Source organism: Fictibacillus gelatini DSM 15865 (genome assembly GCF_000430745.1).
Classification (GTDB): Bacteria; Bacillota; Bacilli; order Bacillales; family Fictibacillaceae; genus Fictibacillus_A; species Fictibacillus_A gelatini.
This window is the reverse complement of the sequence record NZ_KE387235.1, coordinates 1-15,845: the sequence shown is the minus strand read 5'-3', so window position 1 is coordinate 15,845 and position 15,845 is coordinate 1. Positions and strand designations below refer to the sequence as shown.

Genomic DNA, 15,845 nt, shown 5'->3' with positions numbered 1-15,845 from the left:
GACAATAAGTCATCCGGTTTAGACAATAACATCTTACTTTTGGACAAATAAGTGTATAAAATACTAAATTTATTGTCCGACACAGGCCATTTATTGTCCGATGGAAACGATTTATTGTCGGAAATCCACTGTTTATTGTCCAAATGCCATGAAAATAGCACCACACTAGAGAAGTTTGATCCTATTTTTTTATTTTTTTATAGGCGAAAATGGATTCTTGAAAATAAGAACTTTCTTAGCTGAAAGGGCACTAGCAGACTATTATTCGATTTCGAGTGGGGCTTTTTTCCGGGAGAAGTGAGGCATAATACAAACGGACTATCTTTCCATTTTAGGTCATAAGGCATTATTGAGGTTATCTAAATTGTTGTATAATTCAAAATTGAAATCAATAAATGGGAGGGATTGGATGTCGAAATCAATTCGAAGTGCAGCGAAAATCGCCGTATGGCTATTGCTTGTATTAAGTCTGGCAACTCCTGTGCAGGCACAAGCCAATTCGAATGGCGGGGGCTACTGGATTCCCAATGATAAGGAAAAAATGAAGCAGGCCGCCCGGCTCTTGAAAGAAGGCCAATCGGTAGAAAAAATGGGCATCGAAAAGGATAAACCACAGAAGAGGGAAGGATTCCAGACGCTAAAGAAGCTGAGGAAAGAGGACAAGGATGCCAGGGCCGCTTACTATGCCCAGCCTGGTGCGCCGAAGCTGACAGCAGCAGGATGGATGCCACCAAAATTCGAGTATGATTATATTCAGACGACGAATGAATGCCGCCAGAATCCGGCAAGCGGCTCTGAGACAGGATACATCAAGAACCATTACGCCTTCTGTTGGTCTCACGTCGCCACCTATCAAGTCCCGCGCAAATGCCACCTCGGAATTTGTTTTTATGATGGCGTGCAGTTTCAATTCACCGAAATTGGCTATGGTTCCAACCATGACCGGAAGATGAGGGTCGTCTATTATCTTGATGACATTTTAGTCACAAATCCGGCATTAAATGGAGCAAAGCTAAAGATCGATGTCGTCTGCGAGGCGAAGCTTAATCCAGGCGACTGCAAACCCGACCCGGATACGCCGGCCGAAGAGCGGACGATCGCCCAATGGAAGAATAATAACTTTGGCGTTAAAACTTTTCTGTCAGAAGCGCCCGAGGCAACCGAGGACAATCCCGATAAAATCGGGTACATGGATTTCTGGCCGAAGCTTACCATTCATCACGCACCGAAGAACTTCACAAAGACAATCGACGGCATCAAACAAACGGTACGATTTGATTCAGCCAGATATATGTTTGCGTTTCCTGACCAGTATTTTCCACAAGGAGCCATATTCAGTAAAACAAAATCGGTGTTAAACGTTCCAACAACGGATCCTGATTTTGCTATTTTAAAAGAAGCGGGGGAACATTGGAAATTTGCGATGGATCATCCAGAAGAGACGAAGCCTTATGTTCTTGGCAAAAAAATCCCGGGAAAATTAGGCTCCGAACCGCTCACAAGGATGTATACGAAACGGCATCCGGATGAATACAACAAAAATAGGAATAAAACGAGATCCGCTTGCGATAAGGAGTTTAAGGACGAAGACAGGACAGGCAAGCAATGTGATGAGTTCCCGTTTGCTGCAACATGGCAAGGATCTGCGACGAACGGCCAGGATTGGTTCTCCATCCGCTTGATTTCAGCAGAATCAAACCAGGCAGCCGGAGCATGGCTTGGCGCATGGTACGCGTATGACCGGATTTTGGATAATGATCCTTTCTATGTTCAGGTGAAAGCGCCTGAGAAAATCGCAACAATTCACTCAGAAGGGCAGCCTAAAGAAGACCAGGACCATCGATCAAGTGACAACTTCGCAATCGACAATTTGCCGCCTTACGCGACAAAATTGCAATGGAAAATCGTTGAAGGACCGAAAGACGCTCACTTCGATGTCATGCATGATGACAGTTTCGGCCTCGATGAAACGATTTTCTATGATCTCCACAACGAGTCAACCACAGAGATTAAGAAGAGCGGGGATTTGTACATCGCCAATCCAACGAACACAGGCGGCCAGAGCTTTACCATCGAAGTGTACGCGATCCCTTGATAAGCCAGAAAGCCCGCTGAACATGTATATAGCGGGCTTTCCGAATTTAAATGGAGAGCTGCGCCATTCTTCGGCTCTTTGCCCATTCTCTAAGATTATAAAGCCGCTCATCAACTGAGAAATGAAATTCCAACAAGGACGAGAATAGCGAAAGTTCCAGCATTGATTTGCCAAAGCAGTTTGGACGCATGAGAAAAGAAGAGAAGCGAGCCATGCTATTCCGCCAACGTGCACACGTTTGGCGACGGCAGAGGATGCATTTAGCCGGCTTGCCAAGCATCCGATAACCGGGAGCGCTTGCAGGCCATGAAACGAAAGTACACGGAATCTTGGCGCCTTAAGTTCATCACAATATCCCTTGCAGCCTCCAGATTGAATAAACATTAGAGATGGCTGCATCCGCATTTTAAAAAAGAGCAGCCATCATCCAGAAAAACGTTATTTTACTTCACCGTCGGGATCGTTCATGCCGTAAAGCATCTCGGTATTGTCGGATGCATTGACGGCGTTCGGATCGATATCATTTTTTCCGTAATCCGGTAGCTGCCCGGCATGGGCCTCATTGTATTCGGATCCCGCTCCCTGGCCCTGGGCCGGCGCATTCTGCTGCTTTTTAAGGTCATTGTTCATGTAAGATCACCTCCCAAATAGAGATAGTATGCGCGTTATTTTTTCTCTTATCCGCGATGCAGCAATGCGGCATTAATTGGCCAAACAGCAGAAGCCCCTGCCTCTAACCAGAGCGGGGCAGCCCTCATATCATTTTGCGCATCGATTTTGCCAGTGGCTTTTGCCATTTCTTCTTTTTAAGGAAAAGGGCGAAAGAAACGAAGATCCCTGCGCCGATCCCTATTGTTAAATTGAAGGAAAAGGTAAGGACAAAGGTAACGATCAACACCAATGATTGCCCTGTTTTTTCTTTGAGAATCTCAATAAATTGCTCTTTCCTGCTAATTTTCCATGCGACGACCATCAGCACCGGCGCCAGGCTGGCAAGAGGGACATGCGATACATACGGGGCAAATAATACGAACATGGAAAGAACGACTAAAGCATGAGTGATTCCGGCTAATGGGGAAGAGGCGCCATTTTTAATATTTGTCACCGTACGGGCAACCTCCCCCGCGGCGGGTATGCCGCCGAATAACGGTATAACCGTGTTGACGATTCCCTGGCCGATCAGTTCTTTTTTGCTGTCATGCTTTAACGTTGTCATTTCATCCGCCACCCGGGCAGTCAGCAGCGATTGCAAACCGACGAGGACGGCGATCACAAAGGAAGATGGCAACAGGGCAGCAGCTTTTTCCAATGTGATGTCTGGAAGCTGAATGTCAGGGAAGTGATTGGGAATTTTTCCATATGCAGAACCGATCGTCTCGACCTGGCCAGCAAAGAAAAAAGCGGAAACCAGGGTGGATATGAGAATGCCGAGCAAATAAGAGGGCGCCTTTGGAAAAAAGCGCGGAACAACCAGAATGATCAACAGGCAAAGTGTCGCAGTTATGATGCAATAAATATTGACATAGTGGAGGTTAAAAATAACTTCCTTCATGTTCAAATGAAAGTATTCATGCTTTTTGATCGTATGCAGCCCTAAAAAGTTCGCGATCTGTCCGGTGAAAATGATCACTGCGATCCCGGCCGCAAATCCAGCGAGAATAGACCGCGGAAAGAACCTGACCAGATTTCCCGCCTTACATAGCGCCAAAATAATAAGCAAAATGCCCGCCATGAACCCCGCCACTAACAAATCCTCATAACCAAATTGCGAAACAATGCCAAATAATACCGGGACAAACGCTCCAGTTGGGCCCCCGATCTGAAACCTGCATCCCCCTAAAAGAGAAATCAAAAATCCGGCGATGATGGTCGTGTAAATGCCTGTGACCGGAGCCGTTCCGGAAGCGATGGCAAATCCAAGCCCCAGCGGAATGGCAATAATGCCTACGATGATTCCCGAACGTACATCTTGTTTGAATTGTTGCAAGGAATAGTCTTTAAATGCATTTAAATCCATAAAGAACAATACCCTCCATTTGAAATTAGTCGTTAAGGATTGACCGTATAAGTTTCGCATTATACCTGGTTAATGGACGTAGGCCGAAAATGTTAGCGGGCGCATCGGATTTGGCCTGTGTTAGCTGCCACCAGGTCCAATTTCCCTGTTTCAGGACAGATGACCATGCCGTGGACGGCGATGTTCTCTGGCAGCAATGGATGGTTTTTGATCAAGCGGACGCTATTTTCCACGCTTTCTTCCACACTTGAAAATCCCGTAAGCCATGAGGATAAATCGATTCCTGCATGTTCAAGTGTTTCGATTCTCCCGCCGGGGATGCCATTTCGGTTTGCCTCTTCCAGAATGGCTGATGATTGAAGTCCGACCATGCCGCAGCCATGATGGCCAACAACGCACACCTCTTGTGCCCTCAATGCATAAATGGCGACGAGAATGCTTCGCATCACGCTGCCGAAAGGGTGGGAAACAACCGCCAGCGTTTTTGATGACCTTCGCATCGCCGTTTGCCAGCCCCATCGCTTTTGGAAGCAATTCCAAAAGCCTGGTATCCATGCATGTTACAATCCCGAGCTTTTTATCGGGATATTTCGTCGTTCGAAATGGCTCATAGATTTTTTGTTCGACAAATGCTTTGTTGTAGTCAAGAATGCTGGAAATCATGGACATTTTTCATTTCTCCTCTCCATACTGTTCTTTTTTCCATTCCTCCATCTCGTCAAAATTAGATGGTTATTGGGAGTGCCGGGAACCACCTCCTCCAAACATTTTCATCATAAATTGCCGAAATTATCGGAGAATAAGAGATTGATTAAAGATTAGTGAGAAAATCTTGTTCCAGAAGCTATTTTCCTGGTAGTCGTTTTGCACGTTTCGTTCATTATCCGGCCAGTTCAAGATTGAATTCAGCCATTTTTAGTAATAATTCAGCCAAATGACTGGGAATTCAGCAGAAAAAATGGGTGCATTTAGTTAAAAAGAGGCCCCGCAGGCAATTTTTAATCTAATGATAAAATTTGAAGAAATTGTGGAGTTGCTCAATTTCCCGTCTTTTTACCTATGTTTCGTGCATCTATTTACCTGGTTGCAATGCGAAACTAGTCTTAATGCATCATTTCTGGAAATCTATCGATGAATGTTTTGAGCGTGGTGCATCATGTGTGTTAATTTAATGTCACAAAGATGAGAAAGACGGTAGGAATAATGCGGAATGCGGCTGGAAATGATCATTGCACGCTTGTGAAAGACCGGAAAGGCCTGCTACGGCCGTAATTGCGAGAGAAGAATGCGGGGAGGAGATCGATGAAAAAGAATACTATTTTGTTGGTCGATGATGAGTGGAATACGAGAAACTTGCTGAGGATTTATTTGGAGAAAGATTATGACTTGATGGAGGCGGAGGACGGGAAGCAGGCTCTTGCCCTCATTAAGTCGGTTCCAATTGATCTGGTGATCCTGGACATTATGCTCCCATGCATGGATGGTTGGGAAGTGTGCATGGAAATTAGAAAGGTGCGGCAAACCCCGATTCTTATGCTGACAGCAAGAAATGAGCTGAAAGACAAAATTTTCGGATTGGATATTGGTGCCGATGACTATTTGGCCAAGCCGTTCGAACCCGAGGAGCTCATCGCCCGGATCAAAGCGTTGCTCCGGCGGTCTCTCATAACGGAGCAGCATTCGGACAATGTGTTGATGTTTGGCGACCAATTCATCATCATCCATCCGGAAAGCAGGGCGGTGCTGGTAAAGGATAGGGCGCTTGATTTGACCCCGAAAGAATTTGACCTCCTTTATCTATTGGCGAAACAGCCCCGGCGCGTGTTCACTAGAGACTTATTGCTGGATGTCATCTGGGGGATGAAAGACATTAGGGGCCACAGGACTGTTGATTCCCATGTGAAGAACATCCGCATCAAAGTTAAGGAACAAGCGCCGGCTTATAATCCTATTCAAACGGTATGGGGTGTCGGGTATAAATTCAACCCGGCCGATGGCGCTCCATGAACTACAACAGCATCGTCTTTAAGCTCGGAGCAACGATTTTCGTCATCTTAACAGCCGTCATCCTACCTTTGATTTTTACGATCGACCGGCTCATCGCAAGATCGTATATTAGCGATGCCCACCGGCAAATCCACCAGTTAGCCGAACAATATTCAAAAACGCTGGCCAGGCAAGGAGCTATTGATCGATCTTCGCTGCAAACGGCCGCGAATCTTACCGGGACAGAAATTTGCATCATTGATCGAAAAGGAAAATTAGTATTTACCTCAAATGACAGGCTTTTTCGGCGGGGCACCCACGTTTCAAGGGAGTTGGCCAAATCGGTTATTTTAAAAAAAGAAGCCCAAATCGAATACAAAAATCCTATCAATCATCAAACCTATTTTGTTTCTGGAAATTCTCTGCACCTTTTTAATCAAGTAGAGGGGAGATTGCTTGTTTTCTCGAGTAGCGACAAGATCCGGAAATCCGTCGACCATCTTGAACTATTGGTGCTTGCTTCGATGATTGGGGCGCTCCTGCTTGCCTCCATCTTCACCTATGTCGCTTCCAAAAAGCTTGCTTCGCCACTCTTGCAAATGGAAAAGGTGACAAGAGAAGTCGCGAAAGGGAAGTTTTATCGAAAGGTGGATATCTCATCAAATGATGAATTGGGCTCGCTTGCTTTAGCTATTAATGATTTAGGGCAGGAGCTGGAAAGATACCGGAAGAGGCAAAAGGAATTTTTCGCCAACGTCTCCCATGATTTGCGGACGCCGATCTCCCACATCAAAGGCTATGCCCAGGTGCTTCATGACCGATTATATAAAAATGAACAGGAACAAGACCTGTATTTGTCCATCATCCTTGATGAATCCAACCAATTAAATGCCCTGATAACAGACTTGTTTGAGCTGTCCAAAATTGAAGGGGGGCAGCTTGATCTTCAGTTTAACTGGATCAACATCCACGAATTGGTTGAAAACTGCTTTCTTAAAGTTGCTCTAAAAGCCAAACAGAGGGAATTGCGGCTTTATAAAGAATTAGATGGGAAAATACCTTTTGTTTACACAGACGGCGTTCGATTGGAACAGATTTTGATGAACTTACTGGAAAATGCCATCCGCTATAACAAGATTGAGGGGTATGTTAAAGTAAAAGGATGGGTAGAAAAAAAGAAAGTGCATCTATCCATTGAAGATTCAGGTGTCGGCATACCGGATGAAGACCTTCCCTTTATATTTGAAAGGTTCTACAAGATCGATAAGTCCCGCTCAAACAGGATGGGAAGTACGGGACTTGGATTATCAATCGTCAAGCATCTCGTCTATTTATTGGAAGGTGAAATCAAAGTGAAAAGCAAGGTGAATGAAGGAACTGCTTTTCATGTTGCTCTTCCTTTCCAACTAAAAAGAGAAAAAGTTACCACCAAAATTGGAAATGAATAAAGAAAACTGTGTGAAAAGGAGTGAAAGAGCTGCTCAGCCACTATCCCAAGCATGAAGAAATGATCAAAAAGCTAGCCTATGAGAAGTTGGAGCGTTAATATGAGAGAAAGGATTATGAAATAGAAGGAGAATCATTGGATGGGAAAAATAGAGCACGCAACTTTTGCCGGCGGGTGTTTCTGGTGCATGGTTAAGCCGTTTGGCGAACTTCCAGGCATCCACGGCATCGTTTCAGGATACACAGGCGGACATGTTGAAAATCCAACGTATGAGCAGGTAAAAACAGGAACAACCGGGCATTATGAAGCAGTGCAAATAACGTACGACCCGGACGTCTTTCCGTACCAAAAGCTGCTGAACCTGTACTGGCCGCAAATAGACCCGACGGATGACGGCGGGCAGTTCATCGACAGGGGGCCGCAATATCGGACAGCGATCTTTTACCATACAGAAGAACAAAAGAAGCTAGCGGAACAATCGAAAAAGGAAGTAGAGGAAAGCGGCCGCTTCAATAAGCCGATCGTGACGGAAATTTTGCCGGCGACCGCATTTTACCCTGCGGAAGATTACCATCAGGATTTTTATAAAAAGAACCCTAAAGCCTACAAACAAGAACGGGTAGAATCCGGCAGGGACGCGTTTATAGAAGAAAACTGGGGAGAAAAGAGTTGATCATCAGCTTTTTTCGCAAAATGCGGGCATTCCGTATTTTTTGTCTAAACGCGGGTATTTATTTTCTGAACAAGGGCGACCGAGTCAAGAAATTGTCTAAACGCAAGAATTTATGCTCCGATCGAGTCAAATTGTTGTCAAACGGGGATTTATTATTCTAACGAGGCAGGATATTGTCTAAACACGGGGATTTATTGTCGGTGCGATTTAAGTTATTGTCGAAACTCATGATTGTATTAGTCAAAGCGAGGAACTTATTGCCCAATTCACAGCATATATTGTCGTAATTAATTTTTGGATGTAGAGAAGACAGTTTTCGTGCATTGTGTATAATAATAAAAATGATCGTATGAGGGGGCAACCTACTGTTTTGCAATGTTCCCTTCGAGGGATCTTCTTTATCTACACGAAATAGACCGCTTGGAGTTGCGAGCTTAAGGGTGGTCTATTTCGTTTAGTGAAAAGAAAGTATAGCGACAACTAAATTTTTGGGGTACTATCAATTTTTTTTCGCCTTCGTGGTTCTTGAAATTATTCCTGCGATAGTTATTAGGATTATAGCAATTGTATTTCCTATAATTGTAATTTTCTCATCCCTTACAAATAGATTGATAAAGGTCATTATACAAAAGATGGCAAGTAGAATATTTTTGAAATTTTCTCCAATGAAATTCATTTTTCTGTACCTTCCGTTTATGAAAAAATTGCAAAAAAGTAAGTTTTTCATTTAATTACATAAAACGTGGTTATTCAAGATTAACTGTTTGGAAATTTTCAGCCCTGGTCAAATTGAAAAGTGGTGTGACGAAGAGAATACAGCCATTTGCCCTCACTGTGGGATCGATGCTATTATCGGTGAGAGCTCCGGATTTCCAATCACAAAAAAGTTTCTAAACGGAATGCTTGGTGTGAGTTTTTGAAAAAAGAGAAAACTGCACCTACACAGTTTTCTCTACATTCACTCGTCCTGAAAAAAAGGTTGCGCCTCCGCCCATATCGGCGAGCCGATCCGGGGTCAAGCTGTTGACGAGGTGCTTTTTGCCAGCAGCGTCTGACCAGAGGCCCTGGCTGACGACGACGCCGGGCAGGACGTGATCGCCAATGGAAACCGGCAGCTCGCATTCCCCGCGGTCGTTCCAAATCCGGACAACCTCGCCGTCCTCTATGCCGAGACGTTCGGCATCAGCCGCGTTCATGAACAATTTCGGCGCTTTTTCGAGCTTCATATGCTTCTCATTATTTGAAAACGTCGAATTTAAAAAGTTATGGTTCGGAGCCGGTACGAATAGGAACGGGTAATCGCTCTCTTTTACTAAGGGCACATGAACCGGAAGTGGCGGATGGCCATCCTCTTCCATCTTTTTCGAAAACAACTCGATTTTGCCGCTTGGTGTTTTTAGCCGGTCTACTAGATTGTCGGTATGGCGTGCTCTCATAAAGCGGCTTTTCCTTAATTCCTCGTATGAAATGCCCGCTAAATGAGGATTGTCGCTTCCGCTTAAAGCCTGGCTGATCAATTCTTCATCGGAATCTTTGAACGCCTGCTCGTCAAATCCCATCGCTTCCGCCAGCAAACGGAATACTTCCGTGTTGGATTTGCTTTCGCCAATAGGCGCAATGACCGGCTCGTGCAAATGAATGTAATGATGCCAGTACGACGTGTAGAAATCCGTATTTTCAAAAGCTGATGTCGCAGGCAGCACGATATCCGCATACATTGCCGTTTCCGTGATAAACAAGTCATGGACAATCGTAAACAAATCCTCACGAGCCAAGCCTTTCCGTACTTTATTGGCCTCAGGCGCAACGACGGCGGGGTTAGAATTATAGACGAATAGTGAGCGGATCGGCTTTTCCATTTCGAGAAGCGCGCTTCCTAGTTGATTCATATTGATCGTACGCGGCCGCCCATTCATCAAGTCGGGACGCTGCAATGCCGTTGTGTTATGGGCCAAATATCCGGAATTCGATTTCAGCGCGCCGCCGCCTTTGACGAGCCATTGACCCGTCAGCGCCGGCAAGCAGGCAATCGTCCGGACAATCATTCCACCATTGTCATGATGCTGCAGGCCGTTGCCGATCCGGATCATCGAAGGGGAAGTTGTCCCATACATCCGCGCCAACTTGTAAATGTCGCTTTCAGGAACGCCGGTAATTTCAGAAACACGCTCTGGCGTATAATCTTTCACATGCATTTCCAACTCCTGGGCCCCAACCGTATACGTTTCTAAAAACAGCCGGTCGACAAGCTGTTCGTTGAAAAGAATATGCATAATGCCTAACGCAAGCGCAGCGTCTGTTCCAGGGATAATCGGAATGAACCAGTCCGCCATGCGTCCGGTCTGGTTTTTATGGACATCAATGACAACGATTTTTGCTCCATTTTTTCTCGCTTTTTGCGCGATTGTCATCTGGTGCATGTTCGTGCTGACTGCATTAATTCCCCATATAATGAACAGCTTTGTTTCCGTCATCTCTTCAGGATCCGTCCCAAAACTTCCGCCCATCGTGTAGCTATAACCTTTTCCGCCAGCAACGGAACAAATCGTCCGGTCAAGCTGGCTTGAACCAAGGCGATGAAAGAAGCGCCGGTCCATTCCTTCCGCATTGATCAGCCCCATATTGCCGTAAAAGCTGTAAGGAAGAATCGACTCCGGGCCATCTTCGGCAATTAATTTTTTCCAATGATCGGTAATCGCTCGAATAGCCTCTTCCCATGAAATGGGGGCAAATTTCCCCTCGCCTTTTTCGCCGATGCGTTTTAACGGCGTTTTTACCCGCTTTGGATCATAAATTCGTTCTCCCATGTTCCTGACTTTGTTGCAAATGTTTCCTTGCGTTACCGGATGGTCAGGATCGCCATCGATTTTGACGATTTTCCCGCTTTTTTTATGAATAAGCAGCCCGCATTGATCCGGACAATCAAGCGAACAAACAGAAGGGACGACGCCATCCTTCACATCGACAAATGATTTCATGATAAGGTTCCTCTCCAGTAAAAATTGTTTAGTAGATTATACCATGAAAATCGTCAAACGAATGTAACAAAAAGAGCTTCCACTCGATGACATCAGCCAAAATATCTGGGGAGAGGATTTCATGAAAAGTTGGAAGTAGATCTTTTTTTCGGGCAAATTTGTATCATCGCTTTTACTGTTTTAATTTTAAGGAATTGGGGTTTTTATAAAATTCGTTTCAAGAACATATTGCATCCGTCCGGTTTCACTTCTTCATCTGATGAACCGCCCCTTCCGTCAGTTAGCCGAACATAAGTCATTTGGATGGATAGTTCAATTTGCAACCTGAAGTTTTAAAATCTAGTGCTTCTTCTAGAAAAATAGTTTGGATTTCAGTAATAGGACATTCGTTTTTTTAAGAATACCTCGTTTAGCTAAAGGGCTAGCTAACCATGAGCAACTCTCTTGTAATAAAGAAGTTGATAACAACTGGAAAGAAGTGTGTCTTGAAGCTGAGAAACGGCCAATTGTCTTTTTGTGAGAACCCTAATATTTGCCAAAAACGCGAAAGAGTCCTTATGTTCTCATAAGGCGCAGACTTTGTCAAGCCTCAAATGCACAAATAACAATTTTTCTACCACTAAAAAACGAGAAAAAACATTTGTAGTTTTTTCTCGTTTTTTGTTAGTTTTCGTAGTTTTTATTGTAAATTAGAAAAAATTGCTCCAGGTTAAGTCTGAAATATCAGTAAATGGAAGAAATAGTACGATAAAAATTTTCATGGAGGTGTACACATGCAAGAAGTACTGCAACAATTTGTTAGCTCCACAAATGATTTCCTTTGGTCAAAAGTACTCATCATTATGCTTATTGCTTGCGGGATTTATTTTACATTTAAAACAAAATTTATCCAGATTCGAATGTTAAAGGAAATGGTTCGTGTTTTAATGGAAGGGAGAACAGGTTCTAAAGATACCGTGTCCCCATTCCAGGCGTTCTGTATTGGAATGGCTGCTCGTGTTGGAACGGGCAATATTACAGGAATTGCGATTGCGATCGCATTAGGGGGACCTGGGGCTGTATTCTGGATGTGGCTTATTTCAATTATTAGCTCTGCATCCAGCTTTATTGAAAGTACGTTGGCGCAAGTATATAAAGTAAAAGATAAAAATGGTTTCCGTGGCGGGCCTTCCTATTATATGGAAAAAGGTTTAAACAAACGTTGGATGGGAGTATTATTTTCCATTTTGATTACGCTTTCATTCGGACTGGTATTCAATTCTGTGCAATCAAACACCGTTACCATTGCTTTTGAGAACTCATTTGGCACGAATCGTTTAATCCTCGGAATCATCATGACACTCGGTTTCGCTGCGATTATATTTGGCGGAGTGACGCGTATCGCAAAAATGGCGGAATACAAGGTTATGTTTCTAGCTATATTGTACATTGGTGCCGCATTATTTGTCATCGTGACGAACATTACAAAAATGCCGGAAGTTCTATCTCTTATTGTTAAAAATGCGTTTGGTTTTCAACAAATAGCAGGTGGTTCAATCGGCGCAGCACTCATGAATGGAGTTAAACGCGGCTTGTTCTCGAATGAAGCCGGTATGGGGAGCGCCCCGAACGTTGCCGCAACGGCTACAACAAGCCATCCGGTAAAACAAGGGCTTATCCAGGCATTTGGTGTGTTAACAGATACTTTGATTATCTGTACAAGCACAGCATTTATTATTTTGCTCTCTGATGCGTACAAAAAACCCGGACTAGATGGAATTGCGCTAACGCAAGCAGCATTAAGCGAACACATTGGATCCTGGGCATCAGGCTGTCTTGCCATCTTTGTTTTCCTCTTTGGATTCGGTGCGTTAATCGGTAACTATTATTATGGAGAAACGAATATTCGCTTTTTGAACACGAGCAAAGCATGGTTGATGGTGTACCGAATGAGCGTGTTAGCTATGATCATTTTTGGTTCAGTAGCAAAGGTCCAGCTTGTATGGGATTTAGCGGATTTATTTATGGGCTTTATGGTAATCATCAATTTGATTGCGATTACATTACTATCAAAAATCGCCTTTGCTGCGTTACGTGATTATATAAAACAGAAAAAAGCGGGCAAAGATCCTGTTTTTTATAAAGACACGATTCAAGGTCTTGAAAACATCGAAGGTTGGGAGAATTCCCGAAATTCTTCCTTATCGAAAAAAGAAAACATCGTTTAATAGGAAAAGCGATTCAGACATCTTTCGTTCTGAATCGCTTTTTTGCTCTTTGGCATTTAATCGTTCTTTGCGTCTCCCGTTTTGTTTTCTCAGGTTAGTCAGGTGCTTTCGCTGAAAAAGCTTCCTGGCAATTGATTCACTTCATGCGCAACTCTTATACCAGATTCTATCGCTCCTTCGATCCAGCCGGGTGTCGATGAGGTATGCTCTCCCGCAAAATGAACCCTTCCTTCAGGGGTAGAAATGTAAGGGCCCAGTTCTGTTTCCTGGTTCGGCTTAAACATGGAAAAGGCGCCACCGGAGTACCGGTTTTGGGACCAGCTGAAAGAAGTTCCTGTAATGAACTGATCGTAAATCTGCTTGCCGTGGACGGTGGCCATGTTGTCTAAAGCATTCCGAATGCGTTCGTCTTCGGGGAGGTTATCCCATGGCAAGGTATCATCTTCCCATGTATAGCTGGCCAAAACGATCCCTGATCCGGCGGTGCCAATGAGATGGCTTGGATAATAAGCGAACCGGATCGGTAAATCCGTCAGCATTTTGCCGCCATATATTCCTTCCTGTTCCCAGAATCTGCGTTTAAACTGCAGGCCAATTTTTGTCGAGTAAACATAGTGAAGTTCGCGAATCGCTTGCTTTTTGTAATGAGAAAAGGAATTGCGCGGCTCTACCTCGACAAATGCGAGCAAGGAAAATGGAATCGTCACGATGGCGAGGTCTCCGGTATATTTGAGCGGTCTCAAGCTTTTGGAATGGATCGTATGGATTGTTACTTGATGATCGTGCTGGACGATTTTCGTCATTCGCTGTCCGAGAAATATTTCATTTTTCAACTGGGTCACAAATGCTTTAGGAAGCCGGTCATTCCCTCCCGTCACTTCGTAAAAGGTCATATTGGGACTGAACAGAACCATCATTTCTCTTAAGATCGAGACAAAAGCAAGTTCAGGGAATCCTTCAAGTCCGATGAGCACTTTGATCATTTCGACGGCGCCGCTGGACAGGCGCAAACCGACCGGATTGTAGCGTAAAAAGAAATCCATAGAATATTTATCAAATTCCTTGCTGACAATCCCCCAGTTTTTCACGGGATCTTTCTGAATGAAATCGATTACAGGCTTGATCGCCATTGTGAACAATTCTTCTGCCGTCTTCCCTTTTTCGTGAGGTGCGACAGGGTAATTTAAAATATCCGGGTTCTTTTGATAGGTAGCCAATGTCGTTTTTATGCCATTTGCGAAAATAACATCGTTGGGAGTCGTGTTTACAAATGAATTGACCGGCAATCTGAACTTTTTAATATATTCCAAAACGAGATGGTGGGTGGAGGGAATGCGCATAGCGCCAGCCTCGAGATATAAATCGTCAATAAAAGGACCTCTCAGTGTGTAGACGCGTCCTCCAATCCGCTCCGTGGCTTCCAGCAGCGTGACTTCATGCCCCGCCTCTTTCAAAAGAGAAGCGGCGACCAGCCCTGACATGCCGGCGCCAACGATAATAATTTTCTTGGGGGCGCTAGTTTTGGAAAGCCCGTCTCTTACCGCCGAGATCATTTGATTGTATGTCAGCGCAGACAGGACCTGGTGTGGCATCTGTCACTCCTCCTTTAATAAACGCTTGAAAAGGCTCTATTTAATGACTATTCAATAGGTAAGCTGAAAATGTTTGGAAAGTATGACAAAAAGAATAGATTACGCGAAGGTGCATAATATTCTGAAAAAATTATACAATTTATGCGGCTTCTCCCTGGCATAATTATTGCATATTTTCTTTTGAAAAGTACCGCATGATGACTTTCAATATCTTCATCCAACATCATGAGCAAAGCCAATTGTTCCCAGGAGGAGCATTGGCTTTCGTTTTTTTCGCGTTCTAAAAAATTGGGCCGCCTTGCCGGGAAAGTGCATCGCCGCTGTGGGAAGCAATCGTCATCCCTAATTAGAAAATAATGTGGGAGACGCGATTATAGGTTACAACTGCAGTTCTGACAAATCATTTCAGAGTTTTGCACATCGGTTCCTGCTTCGTTATCAGAATATTTCATTTATTGGTGCTTGTTTATTGTCCAGGTTCACGGATATTAGCCAAAATCAAGGAAGTATTGTCTAAAGTCGCAAAGTTATTGTCCAAACCGCGATGTTAATTGTCCGAACCATAAGAATTATTGTCCAGGCCTATGGATATTAGCCAAAATCAAGGAAGTATTGTCCAGAGTCGCAAAGTTATTGTCCAAACCGTGATGTTAATTGTCCGAACCATAAGAATTATTGTCCAGGCCCATGGATATTAGCCAAAATCAAGGGAGTATTGTCCAAAGTCGCAAAGTTATTGTCCAAACCGCGATATTAATTGTCCGAGCCATAAGAATTATTGTCCAGGCCTATGGATATTAGCCAAAATCAAGGAAGTATTGTCCAGAGTCGCAAAGTTATTGTCCAAACC

At 44.1% G+C, this 15,845-nt stretch carries 9 protein-coding genes and 2 pseudogenes; 6 read left to right on the top strand and 5 right to left on the bottom strand.

Annotated elements, in window-relative coordinates:
* Nucleotides 1-409 precede the first annotated feature (409 nt).
* A complete protein-coding gene (locus tag H538_RS0122260) occupies nt 410-2,095 on the top strand; it encodes a NucA/NucB deoxyribonuclease domain-containing protein (protein WP_026679460.1) in 1,686 nt (561 codons plus the stop codon).
* Between the two features lie 438 nt (nt 2,096-2,533).
* Here the strand turns inward: H538_RS0122260 and H538_RS0122255 are convergent, their stop codons facing one another.
* From H538_RS0122255 to H538_RS24875, 3 genes and pseudogenes are all read right to left on the bottom strand, one after another.
* Nucleotides 2,534-2,725 carry a hypothetical protein gene (locus H538_RS0122255; protein ID WP_026679459.1) on the bottom strand — a complete coding sequence of 64 codons (192 nt, stop codon included), beginning with the start codon at nt 2,723-2,725 and terminating at the stop codon, nt 2,534-2,536.
* Between the two features lie 124 nt (nt 2,726-2,849).
* Complete coding sequence (locus H538_RS0122250; RefSeq protein WP_026679458.1) at nt 2,850-4,112, bottom strand: SulP family inorganic anion transporter; 1,263 nt, start codon at nt 4,110-4,112, stop codon at nt 2,850-2,852.
* Nucleotides 4,113-4,204: 92 nt separating this feature from the next.
* Nucleotides 4,205-4,781, bottom strand: a pseudogene (locus H538_RS24875) (beta-class carbonic anhydrase).
* Between the two features lie 633 nt (nt 4,782-5,414).
* Here H538_RS24875 and H538_RS0122240 point away from each other — a divergent pair.
* The 4 genes and pseudogenes from H538_RS0122240 to H538_RS26885 form a co-directional block, all read left to right on the top strand.
* Nucleotides 5,415-6,119, top strand: coding sequence for a response regulator transcription factor (locus H538_RS0122240; protein WP_026679457.1), 705 nt, complete (start codon nt 5,415-5,417; stop codon nt 6,117-6,119).
* Nucleotides 6,116-7,546 (top strand): sensor histidine kinase, encoded by a 1,431-nt coding sequence (locus H538_RS24870; protein ID WP_051291640.1) that lies wholly within the window; start codon nt 6,116-6,118, stop codon nt 7,544-7,546. Before H538_RS0122240 ends, H538_RS24870 begins: the two co-directional genes overlap by 4 nt.
* A gap of 147 nt (nt 7,547-7,693) precedes the next feature.
* A complete protein-coding gene (msrA, locus tag H538_RS0122230) occupies nt 7,694-8,218 on the top strand; it encodes a peptide-methionine (S)-S-oxide reductase MsrA (protein ID WP_026679456.1) in 525 nt (174 codons plus the stop codon).
* A gap of 761 nt (nt 8,219-8,979) precedes the next feature.
* A pseudogene (locus tag H538_RS26885) lies at nt 8,980-9,138 on the top strand (cytoplasmic protein); the annotation flags it as partial.
* Between the two features lie 18 nt (nt 9,139-9,156).
* On the opposite strand, the gene H538_RS0122220 reads toward H538_RS26885, so the two are convergent.
* On the bottom strand, nt 9,157-11,196 hold the full coding sequence (locus H538_RS0122220) for a molybdopterin-containing oxidoreductase family protein (protein ID WP_026679455.1): 2,040 nt from the start codon (nt 11,194-11,196) through the stop codon (nt 9,157-9,159).
* Between the two features lie 773 nt (nt 11,197-11,969).
* Here H538_RS0122220 and H538_RS0122215 point away from each other — a divergent pair.
* Nucleotides 11,970-13,403 (top strand): alanine/glycine:cation symporter family protein, encoded by a 1,434-nt coding sequence (locus H538_RS0122215; RefSeq protein ID WP_026679454.1) that lies wholly within the window; start codon nt 11,970-11,972, stop codon nt 13,401-13,403.
* 98 nt (nt 13,404-13,501) lie between these two features.
* On the opposite strand, the gene H538_RS0122210 is transcribed toward H538_RS0122215, so the two are convergent.
* The gene (locus tag H538_RS0122210; RefSeq protein WP_026679453.1) at nt 13,502-14,995 is read right to left on the bottom strand and encodes a flavin monoamine oxidase family protein; all 1,494 of its coding nucleotides are present in this window, start codon (nt 14,993-14,995) and stop codon (nt 13,502-13,504) included.
* Between the last annotated feature and the right edge of the window lie 850 nt (nt 14,996-15,845).